This window comes from Sphingobacterium composti (assembly GCF_009829075.1).
Taxonomy (GTDB): Bacteria; Bacteroidota; Bacteroidia; order Sphingobacteriales; family Sphingobacteriaceae; genus Sphingobacterium; species Sphingobacterium composti.
In genome coordinates this window covers 1-21,529 of sequence record NZ_WUQZ01000009.1, presented here as the reverse complement: position 1 = coordinate 21,529, position 21,529 = coordinate 1, and the positions used below count along the sequence as shown (strand labels likewise).

Sequence of the window (21,529 nt, the reverse complement as noted above, 5' to 3'; positions counted from 1 at the left end):
ATTAATGATATATCCCTTTATGGGGTAAGCCTACTAAACAATTACTTTATGAAAACACGAAATTATTTTGTCATATTTCTCGCATTATTTTTATTAACAAATACAGCATATTCTCAAATCTACAGAGGGAGAGGTATAAAGTATAGTGTAGCAGCAGAAGTAGGGCAAGCTGTAAGTTATTTAGCTAAAAAACACGATAAAATGGTTGGTTTGTCTTTCCAAACAGATTTCCCAATTATAGATGATGAATTATTTGCAACAGTCAATTTTGGATTCAATAATGCGTTTGTAAGAACAAACTTTAGTCATTTGGTCGATAATATGCACATTATTCCAATAAAGACGGGTTTGAAATATTATATTAACAAAAATGTATATGCGCAAACAGATATTGGTATATCAATTTTGCTAAATAAAACCAATTGTGTAGCTGGAAAAACACAAGCATTTGTTATAGCGCCACAACTTGGATATTTGCTCTATAATAATGCAAAAAACTCATTGGATTTTGGTGTTCGGTTCGAGAGTACGGGGAAGTTTTATCAATGTGATAGACAAAATAATTTTGTAGGATTTAAAGTTGCTTGGTCATTTATTAGGTAATAACCAATTATTTGACTTAATAAATGGTCCGAACCCTTTATCTTTTGAAGAATACAATAGGTGTTTTTTTATAAATTGAAGAGGGATTTATAGCTGTAAAAATGCTGTTTATTTCCATTTGCTGATTGTTTCTCCCAATAAATAGTACGACCAACGAAGGCTGAGTCTTTTTTGCGGCAATAGCAATTTCTTCATTTATCGTATTATCGGGGTTTTTAATTAATTGTTTGGTTTTAATTTTAGTTCCAGTCCTTCTCAATAACTTGGTCTCTAGGCTGTTTTTCTTAAGTAGATTCTCTTTAGAGGTTGTTATATGTAAAAGTCTAATTTCTACGTCCATTGGTTTCGCAAAATCAATTACTTTGTTAGTTTCTTTGATATAGTTTGTCATATCAGAACAATAGCAAATACTTTCAAGAGGTTTGATTTTAAAAGTGCTGGGTACTGCAATTATTGGGATTGGTGATCTAGATATAAACTTATTCGCTGTAGAGCCAATAGCATTTTTGGTCTTTCCTCTGCCATGAGTAGATATAATACCGAAGAAACAATCATGTTTTTTAATTGTGTTTAATAATGCGGATGTTGTATTAGTATTGATTTGGAGGTCAATCTCGATGTCAAATGAAGTTAATTTTGGTGAAGGAATAGCTTTTTCTAAAAATTTATTTAACTTATTTAGTACAAATTCTTTTCTAGTCTCTTTATAATTTTCGAATCGTTGGATTCGCCATTTTTTAGGCTTCAATAGATTATATACATGTACGATTATTAGTTTTGCACTTCTTTCTTTCGCTAATTGCAATGCTAGGTGAATTGCTGAAATTGAATGAGTTGATAAATCTGTCGTCACCAAAATTTTCTCCATGAATATTATCGCTTTACAATAAATATACCTTGCAGTCGATACGAATACAATGATAATAGTCAGCGAAAATGTTGACGGATGGCGTGAAATTTACTTTACATATTTTTTATGTTTTGTGACATTTGTATATGGATATTTTGTTAACTTTTAATGAGTGCTAGTCCTTCAAGATCTAGGATTTGTAAGTGACTACCATTTCTTTCAATTAGCCCTCGTTCTTTGAAGTCAGAAAGTATTCTGCTGACCGTTTCGGTAGCAATGCCAGCAAGTCCAGCGAGCTCGTCTCTGGATATATAAATTTGATCTATGGGTACAGAATCTTTACTCAGTCGAATTAAAAGTTGAGCTAAACGTTTTCTAACAGATTCATAGGCTAGCTCTACGAGTAAATCTTCTTTTTCGTGTAGATTTTTGGACATTATTCTTATAAAATAATGATTGAGATCAACATACTCGTTCAGCAATTCTACTACTGCGCTTTTAGAAATGAAATGAAGTATTGAACTTTCTGTAGCCTCAGCACTCTCATTAAACGGAACATCATACAATAAATTATCTAGACCAATAAAACTTATTGGTCTGTATAAACCGGTTATAAATTCTCGACCATCACTAGTTAATTTTAATGTTTTTATACTTCCTTCTATCAAGAAATAAAGCCACTGCGAATAATCACCTTCATGATACAAAGTGTGTTTCTTTTTAAGATGTCTAGTTTTGCTTTGGGATATTAAATCATGTAGTTTTTCTAAACCTTTACGAAGTTCTAGAGAATTTTGAGTTGATTCGTTTAATGGTAAAATTGTCCAACTTTGATTTTTAATGTTATTAATCCTAATCTCTACCGACCGTATCAATTGATTGCTTTGGAATGGATTGGTTATAAAATCAGCTGCACCAATTTCTATTCCCTTTTTTACTTCTTCAGGAGAAGCATTTGGATTCAAAAATATAAAAGGAATATTTGATGTAGATGGATTCAAAGATAATATGGATAATATTTCAAATCCATCTATGTTGGATAAGATAGTGTTGCTAACTATTATATTAGGAGTTTTATTAATTGCTAAATGAATTCCTATCTCGCTGTTATCAGCTTGGGTAACTTCATAACCGGCATTTTTTAATGTATCAGCATATTTACATAGTAATTCTAAATTATTTTCAATAATTAAAATATTCTTCATGTGGTGGTTTTAGTAGGAGATGATATATAAAACTACCTTTTATATTGTATTGCAGCAAAATTATTTAGATGTTTTTTTAAAAAATGGTCAGAACGCGTACTTACCGTAAGTATTCAATGACGAACATCATTTTTTAATTTTTTTTATTAATAGAAATTTAAAGTAAATATTAACCTATCTAAACATTTGAACTATGGAATTAACACAAGAGGAAATATCCTCTCTCAGGATTGGATTGAGGAAAGATAAAGATAAATCCAATTTAAAATATTCTTTAAAAAGGCATGCGGGTAGTATAGTAGAATCAATTATTAGAAGGAAAGGCCACAATATAAGTAAATTGGCGCGTACGATGAAAATAAGCAGATGTACTTTATACAATTGGTTTGAACACGACAATTTACCTTTTGATATACTAATCAGGATTGGCTCGTGTATTGATTATGATTTTTCAACAGATTTTCCTGAAGTATTTAATGTACATACCAACCAAAAAACTGAACCAAGTTATTTACAAAATCAATTAACTGAGAATGAGAAAGTAGATTTTTGGATTAGAAAATATATCTTATTATTAGAAAAATATAACGATAGTCTCATGAATAAAACTTATTCTTCTGAACATATATAATCAGTTTATGATTTAAACCTCTAAGTCTTTTAATAAAAATATATTTTAGAGATTTGAATTTACCTTTTGTCCAATCACACAAAAGCTTCTGTATTATCTATACATAGTAATCCTTATAATGATAATTTCGACAATTTTTTAAAAATATCAGTGCCAATGTTCATTAATAATACAGAAGCTTAATTCGGACTTGAAGTAAATCAAAACTTGATTTTTAGTTTTTACTTTAAATAAGAAAACCTTCTCATATGAGAAGGCTAAGTGCCCGCGGCGAGACTCGAACCCACATCGTCAGAACCGGAATCTGATATTCTATCCATTGAACTACGCAGGCGTCTCGCAAAAATATCATTTTTATGCGAAACTCAAATTAGTTTTTGATATTAATGTTCGTGCTCTTCTTCTACGAAATGGGCTTCAAACTTTAAATCCAAATCATTGTCTCCTGTGAATTGCGTATAATTTGCATTATTCCAGTCTGTTGCCTTAATATTTTGTTTTACATTTGGCCTCAAATGACGCATTACATAGTTTAACACAAATGAATCTTTTGCTTTCTTAAGTGTGATGTATGCAGTAATACCTACATTGTTTTCATCTCCATAATCAAAATCTAATACTGTATCATCCGCACCAATTAAAAAAGCTTGGTGATTTTCATGACGACTTAAGAATGTCATTTCTGAAGCTCTACCTGCAAAATCTGTTGTTTTTAATTCTAATTTATATGTCTCACCTACATGAAGGTGTAAGTGCGCACCAACCTCTGGTAAATAGTTTGGTCCTTCAAAATTGATAGTATGTATTTCTTCATCTAGAATAGGAGTATAGACAGTTTTACCATCTTTAGTTTCTTTTTCAACTGGTGTAAAGATAAGCTTAGCTGTACTTAATTGCTCTTGATCTACTTCTTGAACTGGATCATCTTTTTTACAAGATGTAAACGTAAAAACACTGATTAGCGCTAGTAAAATGTAATTTTTCATAATATGTATGTATTAGAATGTATAATTTATTTTTAGAGATGTATTTCTACCAATACTATGTGTATAATATCTAAATCTATCTAAATAATCTTTATAACTGGTGTTGAATACATTTTCTACCGATAATAGAAGACCAATCTTTGTTTCATTAGATACTTTCCAGCTTACGTTTGCAAAAATGTCAAAAGTATGATAGCTCGCCGGTGGAACAGCAAAATCAGAATTTGTTTCGTAGCGATCTTGCTTCGCTTGATATTGATGTTTGATTTTGAAGTAAGCGTCGTTAGTTCTGACTAAAAATCTATATGCAAGTGCTTGTTGAATTCTGTCAGCAGGAATATAGGGGAGGTAACTATCTTTTGAGGTATTCTTCGCTCGTACCGAAGAATAAGTTATTTCGTAAGTCCAATTTTTGTGTAAATCTAGATTTGCTTGAAGATCTATTCCGTAAAAAACTGCGTTATCTTGTTGGTACTGAAAAATTGGGAAGGTGCCACGTATAGTTTGTCTAACAGAATCAGGGTTTGGTTGACTATAAATATAATTGTCAATTACCTGACCAAACAAATCAGCATTTAGCGATAACCATTTGTTTTTGTAAGTAATCGTATTTACCCACTTTAATCCTTTTTCACTTTCTAAATTAATGTTTCCAATTTCATAAGTTCCTGTTCCGTGATGGATACCATCACTATATAATTCACTAGCTGACGGAGCTCTCCATGCTAATGACAAACTACTTTTCCATGTCAACATCGGATTGATAGCTATAGTATTTCCGACAACTCCAGAGAAATTATTAAAATGTCGTCTATCTTGTAGTAAATATTGTGGAACAAAACCCTCAGAATTCATTTGATCATATGCATAACGATAACCTGCGGCATCAAAATATTTGTAATCATAACGTCCTCCGAATTCAACATAGTTTCGTCCATAGTTAATCCTATGACTTGCGAATAAAGCGACATTGTGGTTGTCAAAATTTGGTATTATTGGCGTAGTACCAGTGCCAGCTGTATTATTGTTAATTTGCAAAGATCCAAATATACCGATCTGACTATTGTTGTTTTTATACAAAACTTCTGCTTGTTGCGTCATTAACACAATATCTGCCATCGGTGTATTATCTGATTGCACGCGACGTAGGTCGTATTCACGACGGTGATTTTGTTGAATGCTGTAATAAGTTTCTATTTTTTTATTGTTATCAAGATTGTAGGCATAGCTCAATTTTGCCAATTGATGACTGACCCTTTGCTTTGGAGCAGCTATTTCGTATGAGAAGTCATATGTGTCAAAAGGTTTGCCATGTGCGATACGAACCAAAATATCCTCTTTAGTGCCAGCATGTGCTCCTTGGAAAATACCCAATTCCGTCCCAAAATGACTAAAAAAAGCTGCGAACTCGTGCTTGTCTTTATTAAATTCGACAAGTAAATTTCCATTTAATTCTTGTCTTCCTGTATTACCGATATAATAATCTGGTGTTTTTAGATTACCGGCCTTTATTCCTGTTATACCTGTTCGATATGAAAAATTCCCTTTTGTACCTTCCAATTGCGTATTCAAATATGCACCTTTTCCATTACTATTTGCTCCCAAATTGACACTTCCCGCAATTACCCTATCTTTTACGATATCTTGCTGTTCCAATTTAACCAATCCGCCTAATGCATCTGCGCCATAGCGAAGTGCATCTGCATTTTTTAGAATCGAAATTTTTTGATTTGCAAAAGGATCAATTTCTGGTGCATGATCAAGTCCCCACTGTTGACTCTCATGTCGCGTACCATTATTTAAAAGTATGATACGATTTCCATATAGACCATTTATCATGGGCTTTGCGATAGTCGCTCCCGTACGTAAAATGCTCACACCAGAAAGATCAGCTAATGTTTCTCCTAAATTTTTACCTTGGCTCTCCAATCGATGTTCGATTTTTAACGTATGAGCAGCATTTGTGCTACCTGATTTTTGAATATTTATAACATCTAGTCCAATCGATTTAGAAGTTAAATAAATATTGAAAACAGTGTCTTTGCTTAGGTCAATGCTTAATTTTTGCGGTAAATAGGCAACATGAGAAATATCCAGATTTAAAGTCCCTTTTGGTAAATTATGTAAATGAAACTCACCCTGATGATTCGATAAAACCGTTATTTGATTTCCGATTCGGATATATGCATGTACAACGATTTCGTGCGTATTATCATTCAATACCTTGCCAGAAATATTGATTTTATCTTGTGCGGATGCGCCCAAGCTGAATGAAATTGTATATAGGAATAGAAATAAAATTCGAATCATCAGTTTAATTGTATTGCAACTATGCTGCAAAACTAATGCAAATGCATCAATGTTGCAAATTAAATGCATCATTGTTGCATAAAGTTTATCAAAACATATTTAATTATTATTTGTCTATAAGGAGGATTTAAAATAAATCTGACTATTTATGACCTTCTATATATGAGACTTTTCATTTATTGTCTACTGTTTTTCATCTGTTCTTCTTGTGGAATTCAGCATAATGCCCCGATTTCGGCAAATCCAAATCGACAAATTCCACCAAGAACGACTATAGCTTTTGTAGATCAATTTGGCGCATTTTATCCGAATGATTGGAGCAAAGTGTATGGAATTCCGCCACGTAATGGAAAAAAGAATGCTTATTCATTGAGCAAGTTGGCCGAAGAAAAGTCACTTTCCATGGATTTGGAGAAATTTGAGAAAGGCTATTTACGTCTCCTTAGGGAGCATTTGCAATCTAAAAAGAGGGTATTTATCTTAATTCATGGTTTTAATGCAAAAGCAAAAGAAGTTACGCGAAATTACGAACGCATACAGAATAAATTAAACTTAATAAATTCAGACGAGGTGATTCAATTCTATTGGGATGGATTATATACCAAAAACCCCTTTTCAAGTTTGAAAACTTGGTTTACAGCTTCAGATTATTCACAATATGTTGGCAAATTCGCGTTGCGCAAGATTCTGAATACGATGTCCAATAAAGAGGTGTATTTGATTTCACATAGCCGAGGTGCATCAGTTATCATGTCGGCACTAAGTTCAGCTCCAATTGATAGTGTAAAAATGTCTGATATCGTCGAACATCATTATATTGATACTGCTAGTTTGCAAAATGACCTTATTCGAAATCAGAAAAATAAGATATATGCTATCGCTTTGGCTCCTGCGATAGGCAAAGCTGATTTTGAAATCAAGCATGAGGATAGTACATATAATGTGATGTTCACACCACAATTAAAGTCATTTCATATTTCTACGAATAAGACTGATTTGATGCTCAAAAAAATAGTAGGCTGGTTGTCTAATAAGTTGAATCCTACAGATTTAGGTTATAAAGGTGATTCTTACGAAGAATTATCTAAATCGTATAAGTTTTTAAATAGAACAGATTTTTCAGGGCTAAAATCTCATCATTTTATACATTATATAAATGATCGCCATTTTAATACTATCTTAAAGGAGTATAAAATAAATAAGAAATAGAATACCCTACGAATTCAACTTGTATCTTTTTAGCATCATTAATACAAATATAACTGTAGCTATCAGCCATAGAATCCATGAAATGACTGCGATTCCAAAATATGATACCTGCGAAATATTTGCTAGTAAGCATCCTCCAATAAAAAAAGTTGCCGCAAGCCAAACCATGCGATTCAATGAATTATTACGTAATTCTTGACTTCTATACTTCTCAAATTCACGATTATTTACCGAAACTTTAAACTCTCCTTGATTGAATTTGTCCACGATAGCAGATAAAGACTGGGGAGCTGAATGTAAAAGTCTACGCATTTCCCATAATGTACCAATATTGTCCTCTAATAATTTTTCAGGAGAGATGCGTTGTGTTGCGATCTTGGTGATGTATGGTTTTACTTTGTCTACAATATTGAGGGTTGGCGAAAGTTCGCGTCCTATTCCTTCCATTAATACTATCCCTTTTACAAGCAAGTAAATATGTTCGGGCATAATGATATTGTTATCATTTAATAGGTGAGAAAACTTACTAAACAAAGCTTTAATATCAAGTTCTTCGAGCGAATGCGTATTGATAATATCCAATAATTCTTGGAATGCACGAACGAGAAGCTTTTCATCTTTGATATCAACATGCAAAGCCATCTTTTTTAATGTATTGACTAAACGATGAGCATCCTTATATATAAAGTACACGACAAAATCTTCTAAAAGCTCTTTGTCATGTGAAGACATTTTAGCGACGGCACCAAGGTCAATAAAAGAAACTTTGCCCGAAGGTGTAACCAAGATATTGCCAGGATGTGGATCTGCATGAAAGAATCCATGCTCTAGCATTTGCGTCAAATACAAATTATAACATTTGTCTAAAATAGTTTCAGAGTCTAGATTGAATTCGGTAATTGCGTTTTTATTGTTGATTTTGGCTCCATCAATGAATGAAATGCACAAAATATTATCATTACTCAATTCGGGATACACTTTCATAGTTTCGATGTCTGTATTACCGCGAAAGTTTCGAGCGAAAAGTTGAATGTTTTTTTGTTCGTTATTAAATGAAAGTTCCTCTTGAATGCTTTTAGCAAAAGCATCAAACACATGCATCAAATTAATTTCACGAACGACGGAATAGTAATTTGTAAGCAACTCAATAATGTCTTTCATTAATAAAAGATCTGCATTTACGACCTCTTTGATACCTGTACGTTTTATCTTTAGGATTACATCTTCGCCAGACTGTAGCTTAGCTTTATACGTTTGTGCGATGGATGCTGAAGCAAGTGGTGTGTTGTTGATTTCGGAAAAATAATCGCCAATAGAAATGTCCAATTCCTCTTCCAAATGTTTTATCAAATCAATTTCTTCGGGAAGTACATTGTCTTGTAATTTTTTGAATTCTTTGATTAATGCTGAAGGGAATAAATCTTCGCGAGTGGATAATGTTTGCCCAAACTTCACATAGGTAGGTCCTAACTCTTCTATAGCACGGCGTACACGTTCATAAAAAGCAACGTCTTGAGCGATTTTTTCACCATTTGCATCAGCTGGATTTGAATTGTCTAATTTGGATTTGAAATCTTCAAAGCCATATTTGGTCAATATTTGCATGAGCTTAGCAGCTCTTTTTAATTTCGCCTTTTGTCTATCCAGAATACCATCCATATCTACTAGTATTGATTATTACTAAAATACAATTTTTAGAGTAAGCGCTATGTCATTAATTATTGTTATTTAATTAATATAGACTTTGGCGATTTGGTTTTTGCAAACCGAATTTTATTTTTTCCAAAGGGATTGATCAAATCGGTAGCGTAGGGTTAAGGCTTGTTGATTGTCTACTCCACCTTCGTAGAAATGAAATGATGCAGTGAATTTTCCATCAATATTCTTTCCTTTGAAAGGAACCCATCCTAATTCCAGTCGGTTGTATTTGTCACGATGATAAAAAGAATCACCATAAGGTAAATTAATAGCTTCTCCTAAATACAAAGTATTGTGAACGAAAAACTTTTTAAATCCCAAATGTATATTACTAATAAATGCTTTGCTTTTATTAGAATATTCGGTGCGAATACGATCAAAACCCAAGACTGCACCGGCATCTATTGTTAGGGAATCTAAAATAGTGTTTAAACTAAAATCTAATCCTGCTCTTAGTACCAATACCGCGTTATCTTGAATATGTTCGTCTGGATTATTGGTATTAGTTAGCGCATTGTGGTATAGTGTTCCGTCGTTCGCAAAATAAGCTTTTCCAAATTTGTAATTTCCGCTAATCCCAGCAATGAATCTTTCTCTATTTTTGGTGCCTTGTTTGCTCAACCAGTCTATGAATATGGATTGTGAAATATTAAGATTTCTGTAATTGAAAAAAATTCCTTCCAAATTTGGTCTGTCGTAGTGCAAAGTGTCAGACAGCACAACTAATGGTATGTTTTTAAGTTTCTCGTGTCTTGGAATAAACCCTATACCGAAGTCGATTCTTTCCGAAGTATAATTGTAATAGGCGATAGGATTTACTTTGTTTTTGTTTTCTGAATTAATACCAAAATCTTGATTATAATGAATTCCTCCTACGAATTTATGATTTTGATCAAGCTTTAAATAAAGTTGTGGTGAAATAATTGCCCCAAAAAAAGTTTTATCAATAGTATAAGGAGCCTTGTACTCTCTGTTGTCTGCATATCCAAAGAAATCAATTTGCGTTCCTACTTCTTGGCTATAAGTATCTTGTATATATACAGATGTGCATATTAAAAATGTTAAAAGGTATTTTGTGAAGCTCATATTAAAAGTTATGTAGGCAAAAATAGAAAAAGACTTTAGTAAAATCTTCTACTCATCAAAAGTTCCTTCTGGAACATAAAACATTTCCAAATCTTTCTTGGATTCAATCTTTCTACATCCACCATTTTGAAGCAGAACAATACGCGTGGTAATTGCTAAAACGGAATGATAATGATGGTCTGAAATAATGAAGCCTTTGTCTTTGCTATGAGTTAGTATTATTTGTTGTATTTGGACTTGCATATAAGGGGCTACTCCCGAAAATGGTTCATCCAAAAGATAGAAATCAGCATCTTGTTGCAAAAGAACCATTAATTCAACATATCTTTTTTCGCCTCCTGATAAATCGGCTACTTTTTGATTTCGAATTTTACTGATAATTTCATCTTGCTCGAGTAATGCATTTTGTTTCGAACTATCCTTAACCATTAATTTTATGATTTCATCAATATGCAGGTAGTTAGGGAGGAAATTGTGTTGAGGTAGATAACAGATATTTTTAGATAAATATCCTTTATTATACTTTTTGTTATTTATCCTAATAAAAGCATTCTTAGGTTTTATAATACCAAAAATGATTTTTAGTAAAGTTGATTTTCCACAACCATTTCTACCTAATAGCCCAACAATTTCGCCAATATCGCACTGAATGTGAACACCTGTTAAAACTGGAACGCTGTCTGTGTAGGAAAATTCTACAGAATCTATGTAGAGTTGATTGTCTAGAGAAGCCATAGAATGAAATATAAAGTGCTGGAAATAAGAAGATTGATTATAAATGTTCCTAATATTATGTTGATTTTTGTGTAGCCTGTGTTGAAATACATATACCATACATGCTTGTAAAAATATAGGTATAATAAAATAGTACAAATATATCCGAAGGAGGCAAATAAAATAGGAAAAGAAACTCCTGAACTTAAGGTAAATACAGCAGAAATGGCAATGTTAATAAAGAGTAATTGTCTATATGCAAACCAGTAGACCTTCATGATTTTAGGTTATTTACCTAAAAATATCAAATTGCTGAATATGATTTTATATTTTCACAGTATTTAACAATCAACTTATACAAAGAATGCCCGCAATTTTGCGGGCATTCTTTGTATTTATCTAATTCCATGTAAGGAACCGCCTTTTGCGAATAATCTGTCGATATTTCGTTCTACCGATTCATCTTTTATCAAGTCGGGAGCATGATGCGGTTTGCGTCTTGCATCAATTATTACAGGACCTTCACAACCCCAATGTTTAAATTTGGTAAATGCCATAATGCCGTAGATATCATATGCTGGGTTCGATTTTGTAAAGGTTTCCCAAACAAAATTATTTTCATTGGCAGCTGTAAATTCAGCATTATCTACTAAAACAATCAGTTGAATTCCTTTGAAGTTTACTTCTTTTGCTGCACTAGTCCATGATTCTAATACTTTTTCTTCATTCTCGTACGACGTGAAATCAGCACCTTCAACTGCAATGATACCCGGCAATGCTAGTTTGGCTTTATTGAAAGGTCGTGGAAGTTCAAATCCTACAAGAAGTTCTTTCGCCAACTCTCTTTTCTTAGCGCCAGCTGCGGCAAATACCACTTTTGAACCAGTATTCAAACCATCTCCTGTGTAATCTAAGGTATCAATAGTTGTATTCGTCTGAAAATGTAAGTCTCTTGTTAAATCAATACGTTCTAAAATATGTGTAAAAAATCCTTCAACATCATGAATATCCAACGCAGGATTGTCTTCTGCAGCTGCGATAAATAAGTATTTCGCTAAGCTTAGTTGGTTCTTGCCTAATACTTGATTCGCAATTGTCAAGATTTCTTGGGGTCTCTCTACGGTTTGGTAAGGTGTGTATGACTCACGACCAATAGCAAAAAGGAGTGGGTGTACACCTGCTGCATCCACAGCATGTACAGCTTTCAAGCCGTTTATTTCCTGCGGAATGGCTGAACCTGTTATTTCATGAATCAATGCACCAAAACTAGTGTCTTCTTGAGGAGGACGTCCCACTACCGTAAATGACCAAATTGGGTCTTTCTTGTGGTAGACATTATGAACTTTCATCAATGGAAAGTCGTGAATCAAACTGTAATAACCGATGTGGTCACCAAAAGGTCCTTCGGGTTTGTTTTCACCTGGATATACGGTGCCTGTAATCACAAAATCAGCATCTGCCGAAATGCAAAAACCTTCATCATCATAAAAATAGCGAAATCTTCTATTGCCTAAAGCCCCTGCAAATATCATTTCAGATAATCCTTCTGGTAAAGGCATCACGGCTGAAAGTGGGTGAGAAGGAGGACCACCAACGAAAATACTTACTTTCAATGGTTTTCCTAATTCATTCGCTTTTTGCTGATGTACGCCTATTCCTCGGTGCAATTGGTAATGCAAACCTATTTCTTTGTCTTGTATATAGTCATTTCCAGAAAGTTGAATGCGATACATCCCAAGATTAGCTTTCATAATGCTCGGTTTGGTTACATCTTCGGTGTATACTTGTGGCATGGTCACAAATGCGCCTCCGTCCATCGGCCAATTGACTATTTGCGGAAGTTTGCTAATTTGAGTTTTGCCATAAAGTATAGGAGCTCCAGATTTCTTTTTCCATGGTAAAGCGCCTAATGCCACAGCCGATGAACCGATATATTGAAAGGGATTTTTTAATACGGATGTTGGATCCATTTTTACATCGACAAGTTTCTTGATGTGATCCAACGTGTCTCTAAACATAAACTTCGAACGATCAAGTGTGCCAAATAAATTGGAAACAGCAGGAAATTCAGAACCTTTGATGTTTTCAAAAAGTAAAGCTGGACCTTGAGCGTCATAAACGCGCATATGGATAGCGGCCATTTCCAAATAAGGATCTACTTCTTCCTTAATTCTTACTAAATGACCGTGCTTTTCTAAATCAGCTACACATGCTGCTAAACTTGGGTATCCCATGATTTTCGAAGTATTTGTGAATTGCAAAAATAGGAGATTATTTCACTTTATCCCCACTTTACCCAGATTAGAGTTGATCAATTGTACAGAGTACATTTGATTCAGCATATACTGTTTTTATATTATCCAACTCTTCACGGTCAGATATTTCGTTAATATATTCTATATATTGTTCGTATGAGACTCCTGATATGTATTTGTTTAGAAATTTGGCAACAAATCTATTTGAAATAGGAATGATACTATGTGCTTTTGGGTATGAAAGTTTTTGTTGATAAAGTTGCATGACATCTTCAATTTCCATTTTACTAGACCCCCTAAAAGCGATAATTTCATTTATATAATATTTTTTCCAATCAACAGCACGTATCCATTCCATTAAATCTTTAAATGAAATTGGATAAAGAATTATTTTTTTGATTGGTTTATACAAATAGATGTATTTATGTTTGACCATTTTTGACATGAAATTTTCAAAGGAAGTGCCTGAACCAATAGCAATATCTTTCAGTATAATCGTGTAGTGTATGTTGAATTCACAAAATAAAGTTTGAATAGCATTGACATGCTTCTTGTCGTATAATGTTCCTAAATACACTATTCGGCGACAGTTATTTCTTAGACAAAATTGGATATAATTTCTGATAGATAGGAGTTCATAATTTGCACCGACGACATCATTCAATTCTGGGGTTTGAGTAAAATAAATAGCAAAATCAACTTGAGGAATCTGTAGTTCAATACCATTGGTATTATATCTTACGAAATCAAAATCGTATAAATGAGCTTTAGTTTGAAAATTAAGTTTGCTTTTTAACAAAGATTGATCGCGGATAATGCCGTGAATATGTGTTTCCTCAGATGCTAAATGTTGCAAACAAGCTTTCCCTAAATATGAATTTAATCCACAAACTAATATATTCATCCGCCGAAATTAATAAATTGTTTCTTATAATTTATAACCACTATTTTAACAATATTGTTTGATTTAATATTGTTAGAATAGTGTAATATTGGTTGTGTAAGTTCAATAATACATATAAATACGATATCTTTACGAGGTAACATTCTAAATTAAGGGGACTTCGCACGGTTTTATGATGAGTAGAAAGGTAATACTAGTTTGGTTTCGAAACGATTTGCGTACATCTGATAATGAAGTATTATTTTCCGCTGTTGAAAAATCAACTTTTGTAATCCCAGTTTACATTTTCGATCCTCGATATTATACCGAAAACAAGAATGGATTTTCTAATACAGGTGAACTTCGTCATCAATATATCGTTAATTCTGTTGCTGCATTAAAGCAAAAACTTCAAATTCTTGGCGGTGATTTACTTACGTATGAGGGTTATCCCGAAGAGATAATTCCGCAATTGGTGCAGAAGTATGAGGTAGATGAAGTGTATCATCACCGTGAAGTCGCACGACGCGAAACACGTATTTCTGAGATTGTAGAAGAATCATTGTGGCAAGTGAAGCGTAATCTGAAGCATTTTATTGGGCATACGATGTATCACAAAGAGGATCTGCCTTTCCCTATCAAAGATATTCCTAATGATTTTAACACCTTTAAGAAGAAAGTCGCTAAGGAAAGCTTTGTGCGTGCTTGTTTGCCTGATTTGGAAAGAATATCATTACCTCCACATTTAGAGAAAACAGATTTTCCATTCGATATAGATAGCAAATCTTTAGCGAATTATGGTGAGAGTGCTGCACAAAATGTATTAGAGGAAGTTTTAACCAATCCAGATAATAAAAGTGATTTTTATACTTTATTATCGCCATTTTTGGCGTTAGGCGTATTGTCACCTGCTCAAGCATTTCATTTTATACAATCAAAAATTTCAACACAAAATAAGAAGAAGTTCAATTATATTTTGGACGGTTTATTGTGGAGAGATTATTATCGATTTATGCTTAAGAAGTTTCCTAATTGCTATTTCAAAACTCAGAATACTTTGGAATATCAAGCGGATAAAGTACAATCTTTTATTGCAGGAGCTATTGAGGATATAAGAGCCAATGCTTTAATTCAGAAGTTGAATCATCATGGAGAACTTACTAGAAAAGAACGTGAGTATCTGGCTTTGTATTTTATTTATGAATTAAATCAGGATTGGTTGATTGGTGCATCATACTTTGAACAGCAATTAATAGATTATGCGCCAGCAACTATTTATGGTTTTTGGTCGCATATGGCTGGGGAAGGTACCAGTGTGAAAAACAATAGATCAGCCGACGATTGGGATAAGCTAAAAAAGAATAAAGAACACTTGGTTTGAGGTGATTAATTATCTATAAAAGTCAAAAATATTCCAATGGTTAAATCTTTGATTTTTATGGTCAAAATCTTCAATTTCAATACTGATAACTGCTTTTTTATTCTTAATTTTGGCGAATTATTTAGACTATAACAAAATAATGGATAAACTGACATATTTGAGTAATGCCGATTCAAGTTACATTGACGGATTATATCAAGCTTACAAACAAGATCCCGAATCAGTAGATTTTGGATGGCAAAAATTTTTTGAAGGATTCGAATTTGGCCAGAGTTCTGAGGACGTAGTGATTGGGGATGAGAATGTTTCGGAACATGCACTTAAAGAAATCAATGTGTTAAATATGATTCACGGTTATAGAGACCGCGGTCATTTATTTACACAAACAAATCCTGTTCGTGAGCGTCGTAAATATTACCCTGGCAAAGAATTAGAAACTTTTGGTTTGTCAGAAGCTGATATGGATACAGTATTCAATGCAGGTATTGAGATTGGTATCGGTCCAGCAAAATTGCGTGATATTCGTCAATTGATTGAAGACACTTATTGTCGTTCAATTGGAGCAGAATTCAAATATATTCGTAATCCAGAGAAAATTAAATGGTTGCAAGATCGCATGGAAGCAGATCGTAACCAACCCAAATATTCTGTAGAACAAAAGAAACGTATTCTTCAAAAAATCAACAGAGCTGTTGTATTTGAAAGTTTCTTAGGTACTAAATTCTTAGGTCAAAAGCGTTTCTCTTTAGAAGGTGCGGAAAGTTTAATTCCTGCATTGGATTCAGTGATTGAAACTGGTGCTGACTTAGGTATTCAAGAATTCATGATTGGTATGGCACACCGTGGTCGTTTGAATGTATTGGCAAACATCATGGGCAAACCGTACAAGACTATTTTGTCTGAATTTGAAGGTAAAATGTACAAACAAGAAGACCCTGAGTTGCAATTTGGCGGTGACGTAAAATACCATTTAGGTTATTCTTCTGATATTAAAACTGATTCTGGTAAAAGCATACACTTGTCTTTAGCACCAAATCCATCTCACTTAGAAACTGTAGACCCTATCGTAGAAGGTATCGTGCGTTCTAAGATTGACATGAAGTACGATGGTGATTCTTCAAAGATTGCACCTATTTTAATTCATGGTGATGCTGCAGTCGCTGGACAAGGGGTTGTTTACGAGGTGACTCAAATGTCTAAATTAGATGGTTACAAAACTGGTGGTACTATCCATATTGTAATCAACAACCAAGTTGGTTTTACAACGAATTACAAAGATGCACGTTCAGGAACGTATTGTACGGACGTTGCTAAGATTACTTCTTCTCCAGTATTCCATGTGAATGGTGATGACGCAGAAGCTGTAGTGTACGCTATTAATTTAGCGGTAGAATACCGTCAAAAATATAAAACTGACGTATTTATCGACTTATTGTGTTACCGTCGTTTCGGTCACAATGAGGCAGATGAACCGAAATTTACTCAACCATTATTATACAAACTAATCGAAAAGCATGCAAACCCTAAAGAAGTGTATGCTAAAAAATTAGAAGCTGAAGGTTCTATTGATTCTTCGTATGCTAAGCATGTTGAAAAGGAATTCAAGGATTACTTACAAACTCAATTGGATGCAGCTAAAGCTGTTGAAGTTTTAGAAGATGAAGTTCCAATGTTTGGAGGTGCTTGGAAAGGATTGCGTCCAGCTAAGAAAGCGGATATTTTCACTCCAGTAGACACTAAAGTAGATGATAAAACATTTTTGTCTTTAGCAAAACAAATCACTTCTTTACCAAAAGACAAAAAATTCTTCCGTAAGATTTCTAAACTGTACGAAGACCGTGCAGCGATGATTGGTAAAGATTCATACGATTGGGCAATGGGTGAGTTGATGGCATATGCTACTTTATTGAACGAAGGCAAACGCGTACGTATCTCAGGTCAAGATGTGCAACGTGGTACTTTCTCGCATCGTCACGCCGTATTGACATTAGAAGATTCAGAAGAAAAATATGTGCCATTAGCTCAAATTAATGGTGGTGATAAATTCAATATTTACAACTCTTTATTATCTGAATATGGTGTTTTAGGTTTTGAATATGGTTACGCATTAGCTAATCCACAAGCACTGACTGTTTGGGAAGCACAATTTGGTGACTTCTATAATGGTGCTCAAATTATTGTTGACCAATACTTGAGTTCTGCGGAGACTAAATGGAAACGTTCTAATGGTTTAGTGATGATGCTTCCTCATGGTATGGAAGGTCAGGGGCCAGAGCACTCTTCGGGACGTATAGAAAGATTCTTAGAGTTGTGTGCGAATGATAACTTAATCTTGGCAAACTGTACTACTCCGGCGAATTATTTCCACTTATTGCGTCGTCAGTTAGTACGTGACTTCCGTAAGCCTTTGGTTGTATTTACGCCTAAGAGTTTATTGCGTCACCCTAAAGTGGTATCTCCATTGGCAGATTTCACGACTACAAACTTCCAAGAAGTAATTGATGACGCATCGGTAAAAGCTGCATCAGTGAAACGTGTATTGTTCTGTTCTGGTAAAATCTATTATGAATTGTTAGACCGTCAGCAAGCAGAAAAGCGTACTGATATTGCGATTGTTCGTATTGAGCAATTGTATCCTTCGCCAGTAGAGGAACTACAAGCTATTCATAAGAAATACAATAAAGCGAAAGAATTCATATGGGTACAAGAAGAAAACGAGAACATGGGAGCATGGTCTCACTTCTGCCGCAAGTTCCGTAGAACAGACATCGAATTCACAGATGTAATCGCAAGGAAAGAAAGTGGTAGCCCAGCGACAGGTTATATGAAGCAACACGTTGCGCAACAAGAAGCAATTATTAATAAAGCATTTGCATAAACAAAAATAAAGAACCTGCGTTGTAATAGAGAGCTGTTACAACGTTGGTTTTAAAGAATAAACACATGAGCTTAGAAATCAAAGTCCCTACCGTTGGTGAATCAATCACCGAAGTAACATTAGCCCAATGGCTAAAACAAGATGGCGATTACGTCGAAATGGACGAAAACATCGCTGAATTGGAATCAGACAAAGCTACATTTGAATTGCCTGCAGAAAAAGCTGGTATTCTACGTATCATCGCACAAGAAGGAGATACGTTGGAAATCGGCGCTGTAGTATGTACTATCGAAGATGGTGATGCTCCTGCTGGTGACAAAAAGGAAGAAGCTCTGGCTGCGAAGGAAGAATCTGCTGCTCCAGCTGCAAAAGCTGAGGATGCATCAGAAAATCCTGATTCATACGCTGCTGGTACTGCATCTCCTGCTGCTGCAAAAATTTTAAGAGAAAAAGGAATTGACCCTTCTACTATAAAAGGTACAGGTAAAGACGGACGTATCACGAAAGAAGATGCAGAGAAAGCGCAAGCTAAACCTGCAGCTCCTAAAGCTGAAGCAAAACCAGCTGCTGCAGCACCTGCTGCTACTCCAGCTGTTGCTGGGGCACGCAATGAGCGTCGTGAGAAAATGAGTTCTTTACGTAAAACTATCGCTAAGCGTTTAGTATCGGTGAAAAATGAAACGGCTATGTTGACTACATTCAATGAAGTAAACATGCAACCAATCATGGATTTGAGGGCGAAATACAAAGATGTTTTCAAAGAGAAACATGGTGTAGGCTTAGGTTTCATGTCATTCTTCACTAAAGCAGTGACTACAGCGTTGAAAGAATGGCCTGCGGTAAATGCACGTATCGAAGAAAACGAAATTGTTTATTCTGATTTCGCTGATATTTCAATCGCTGTATCTGCTCCTAAAGGATTGGTTGTTCCTGTTATTCGTAATGCGGACCAACTTTCTTTGCAAGGAATTGAAAAGGAAATCATCAATTTAGCGACTAAAGCACGTGATAATAAATTAACTATTGACGAAATGACTGGTGGTACATTCACTATCACAAATGGTGGTGTATTTGGTTCGATGATGTCTACTCCAATCATCAATGCTCCACAATCCGCTATCTTAGGTATGCACAATATCGTGCAACGCCCAATCGCTGAAAATGGTCAAGTGGTTATTCGTCCAATGATGTATATTGCATTATCATATGACCATCGTATCATCGATGGTCGTGAGTCGGTAAGCTTCTTAGTTCGTGTTAAACAACTATTAGAAGACCCAGCTCGTTTATTATTAGAAGTATAATAATATCTTTATTATAATATCGACAAGCCTCATCTTACCCAAGATGAGGCTTTTTTATGTGGTGTGCCGGGCATGGCAATCGACTCTAGGGTTAAAGTCCCAAACCCACTTTGCAGTAGGAAGGGTTAGCCAAAAGCAAGGGTGTCGTGGGCGACTGCGAATCTGAAGGAAGCTGGCGGCAAATATGGGGGCTTACGAACAGAAACTGTATATGAGGTGGATTTAGTCCGGGTGATGTTGCCACACAAACAGAAGCCCAATACTGCACGGGGGTTATTACGTAAAACTTAAGGCAAGGGTGTCCTTCGTGAGGAGGAATCTGAAGGAAGCCGGTGGTAAATCTCTGGCCTGACGTACAGGAAGCGAATTAGGCAGTTGGATGTGGGTGAGTCTGCATAACAAGACAAAGCCCGAAACTATCCGAAACATCCCGCTGTATATTCGACAGGTATATGGAGAGAAAGTTCACGTTCTTACCCGGGGAGATCTGTCTCACTGTTGCCGGCTGGAGGAGCGACTCCTTAAGGAACAAGGTTTTGTAGTGATACATAGCTGGTTTGACAGAAGTCAGCAGAGGTCGTAGTACTTTTTTTTAGAAAGGAGGGGCCGAACATTAAACGTCCGTTTAATTTATGGGAACTTTTGAATTTCAGTATAGCGTTCAAATAGTAAACTAGCTCTTTCCTTTTGTTCTACTGTCCATTTATGTTCACTTTTATAGAGTAAATAACGACTTCTAGCTAGCATTTGCTTTATAACCTGAATTCGATTATTAATTCTATTTAAAATTGCAATCATGGTAGTAAATGTTTATATTTAAGTATCTGAAATTCAAATATTTAACAATATACCAGGCCATGATTACATACCATAAAGTTACCGATATTTTCTGCATAGTTGATGAGTTTTGCAAGAACTTTGAAAAAAACACTAAAACCTTCATCATTGGGAAGGCTTCAAGACGACCAGCAACCATGTCAAATAGTGAGATCATTAGTATCCTACTATTATTTCAGATTAGTGGCTTTAAATGTTTCAAGCATTATTACATATTTTATGTACAGCGCCACATGAACAAAGATTTCCCTAAGACAGTTTCTTACAATCGTTTTGTAGAACTTAGCCAGACTGTGATTATGCCCTTAACTATGTTTCTGAAAACCTGTTGTTCGGGTTCTTGTACAGGAATATCATTTGTGGACTCTACGCCAATAAGGGTTTGCAAAAACAAACGTATAAAAGCCAATAAGGTCTTCAAAGGAACTGCTGAAATTGGAAAATCAACCATGGGATGGTTTTACGGTTTCAAGTTGCATTTAATCATTAATGACAGGGGTAAAATCCTTAATTTCCTTATTAGTCAGGGGGATATGGATGATAGAGAGCCGTTAAAAAAAGAAAGTTTCCTAAAAAAAATATTTGGAAAGCTATTTGGCGATAAGGGATATATCTCTAAACAGTTGTTTGAAATTCTTTTCATCGATGGAATACATCTAGTCACCGGAATACGAAACAAGATGAAAAATAGCCTAATGA

General features: G+C 34.6%; 18 protein-coding genes and 1 tRNA gene. 8 read left to right on the top strand and 11 right to left on the bottom strand.

From position 1 onward, the window contains the following. Window positions 1-48 precede the first annotated feature (48 nt). Window positions 49-603 (top strand): hypothetical protein, encoded by a 555-nt coding sequence (locus GOQ17_RS08060; RefSeq protein WP_159636806.1) that lies wholly within the window; start codon window positions 49-51, stop codon window positions 601-603. 37 nt (window positions 604-640) lie between these two features. Here the strand turns inward: GOQ17_RS08060 and GOQ17_RS08055 are convergent, their stop codons facing one another. Next, window positions 641-1,471, bottom strand: coding sequence for a universal stress protein (locus GOQ17_RS08055; RefSeq protein WP_159636805.1), 831 nt, complete (start codon window positions 1,469-1,471; stop codon window positions 641-643). 140 nt (window positions 1,472-1,611) lie between these two features. Beyond that, window positions 1,612-2,658, bottom strand: a complete 1,047-nt coding sequence (locus GOQ17_RS08050) for a helix-turn-helix domain-containing protein (RefSeq protein WP_159636804.1) — start codon at window positions 2,656-2,658, stop codon at window positions 1,612-1,614. A 193-nt stretch (window positions 2,659-2,851) separates the two neighbouring features. Between GOQ17_RS08050 and GOQ17_RS08045 the strand changes: the two genes are divergently transcribed. After that, complete coding sequence (locus GOQ17_RS08045; RefSeq protein WP_159636803.1) at window positions 2,852-3,289, top strand: helix-turn-helix domain-containing protein; 438 nt, start codon at window positions 2,852-2,854, stop codon at window positions 3,287-3,289. 262 nt (window positions 3,290-3,551) lie between these two features. On the opposite strand, the gene GOQ17_RS08040 is transcribed toward GOQ17_RS08045, so the two are convergent. The 3 genes from GOQ17_RS08040 to GOQ17_RS08030 all read right to left on the bottom strand — a co-directional run bounded on the left by GOQ17_RS08040 (window position 3,552) and on the right by GOQ17_RS08030 (window position 6,585). Beyond that, window positions 3,552-3,623 (bottom strand) — tRNA-Arg (locus GOQ17_RS08040). Between the two features lie 49 nt (window positions 3,624-3,672). Next, complete coding sequence (locus tag GOQ17_RS08035; protein WP_159636802.1) at window positions 3,673-4,275, bottom strand: hypothetical protein; 603 nt, start codon at window positions 4,273-4,275, stop codon at window positions 3,673-3,675. Between the two features lie 12 nt (window positions 4,276-4,287). Beyond that, the gene (locus GOQ17_RS08030) at window positions 4,288-6,585 is read right to left on the bottom strand and encodes a TonB-dependent receptor (RefSeq protein WP_236537100.1); all 2,298 of its coding nucleotides are present in this window, start codon (window positions 6,583-6,585) and stop codon (window positions 4,288-4,290) included. A gap of 162 nt (window positions 6,586-6,747) precedes the next feature. Here GOQ17_RS08030 and GOQ17_RS08025 point away from each other — a divergent pair, with 162 nt between their 5' ends. Continuing rightward, a complete protein-coding gene (locus GOQ17_RS08025; protein ID WP_159636799.1) occupies window positions 6,748-7,794 on the top strand; it encodes an alpha/beta hydrolase in 1,047 nt (348 codons plus the stop codon). 6 nt (window positions 7,795-7,800) lie between these two features. Here GOQ17_RS08025 and GOQ17_RS08020 read toward each other — a convergent pair whose 3' ends face one another. The 5 genes from GOQ17_RS08020 to GOQ17_RS08000 form a co-directional block, all read right to left on the bottom strand. Continuing rightward, window positions 7,801-9,453, bottom strand: a complete 1,653-nt coding sequence (locus GOQ17_RS08020; RefSeq protein ID WP_159636798.1) for an ABC1 kinase family protein — start codon at window positions 9,451-9,453, stop codon at window positions 7,801-7,803. Between the two features lie 114 nt (window positions 9,454-9,567). Then, window positions 9,568-10,578: a lipid A deacylase gene (locus GOQ17_RS08015; protein ID WP_159636797.1), complete on the bottom strand. Its 1,011-nt coding sequence runs from the start codon at window positions 10,576-10,578 to the stop codon at window positions 9,568-9,570. Window positions 10,579-10,626: 48 nt separating this feature from the next. Beyond that, entirely contained in the window at window positions 10,627-11,313 is a 687-nt protein-coding gene (locus GOQ17_RS08010) for an ATP-binding cassette domain-containing protein (RefSeq protein ID WP_159636796.1), read from the bottom strand. A gap of 374 nt (window positions 11,314-11,687) precedes the next feature. Then, window positions 11,688-13,526 carry a UbiD family decarboxylase gene (locus tag GOQ17_RS08005; RefSeq protein WP_159636794.1) on the bottom strand — a complete coding sequence of 613 codons (1,839 nt, stop codon included), beginning with the start codon at window positions 13,524-13,526 and terminating at the stop codon, window positions 11,688-11,690. 67 nt (window positions 13,527-13,593) lie between these two features. Beyond that, window positions 13,594-14,451 carry a hypothetical protein gene (locus tag GOQ17_RS08000; protein ID WP_159636793.1) on the bottom strand — a complete coding sequence of 286 codons (858 nt, stop codon included), beginning with the start codon at window positions 14,449-14,451 and terminating at the stop codon, window positions 13,594-13,596. Between the two features lie 172 nt (window positions 14,452-14,623). On the opposite strand from GOQ17_RS08000, the gene GOQ17_RS07995 reads away from it, so the two are divergent. The 4 genes from GOQ17_RS07995 (at window position 14,624) to GOQ17_RS07980 (ending at window position 20,284) form a co-directional block, all read left to right on the top strand. After that, entirely contained in the window at window positions 14,624-15,811 is a 1,188-nt protein-coding gene (locus GOQ17_RS07995) for a deoxyribodipyrimidine photo-lyase (protein ID WP_159636792.1), read from the top strand. A 139-nt stretch (window positions 15,812-15,950) separates the two neighbouring features. Further along, window positions 15,951-18,689: a 2-oxoglutarate dehydrogenase E1 component gene (locus tag GOQ17_RS07990; protein WP_159636791.1), complete on the top strand. Its 2,739-nt coding sequence runs from the start codon at window positions 15,951-15,953 to the stop codon at window positions 18,687-18,689. A gap of 65 nt (window positions 18,690-18,754) precedes the next feature. Continuing rightward, window positions 18,755-19,993 carry a 2-oxoglutarate dehydrogenase complex dihydrolipoyllysine-residue succinyltransferase gene (gene odhB / locus GOQ17_RS07985; protein ID WP_159636790.1) on the top strand — a complete coding sequence of 413 codons (1,239 nt, stop codon included), beginning with the start codon at window positions 18,755-18,757 and terminating at the stop codon, window positions 19,991-19,993. Window positions 19,994-20,134: 141 nt separating this feature from the next. Next, window positions 20,135-20,284 carry a hypothetical protein gene (locus GOQ17_RS07980; protein WP_159636789.1) on the top strand — a complete coding sequence of 50 codons (150 nt, stop codon included), beginning with the start codon at window positions 20,135-20,137 and terminating at the stop codon, window positions 20,282-20,284. Window positions 20,285-20,623: 339 nt separating this feature from the next. Here the strand turns inward: GOQ17_RS07980 and GOQ17_RS07975 are convergent, their stop codons facing one another. Beyond that, on the bottom strand, window positions 20,624-20,791 hold the full coding sequence (locus GOQ17_RS07975) for a hypothetical protein (protein WP_159636788.1): 168 nt from the start codon (window positions 20,789-20,791) through the stop codon (window positions 20,624-20,626). A 59-nt stretch (window positions 20,792-20,850) separates the two neighbouring features. Between GOQ17_RS07975 and GOQ17_RS07970 the strand changes: the two genes are divergently transcribed. Next, on the top strand, window positions 20,851-21,529 hold a 679-nt coding region (locus GOQ17_RS07970), incomplete at its 3' end, for an IS982 family transposase (protein ID WP_159636787.1).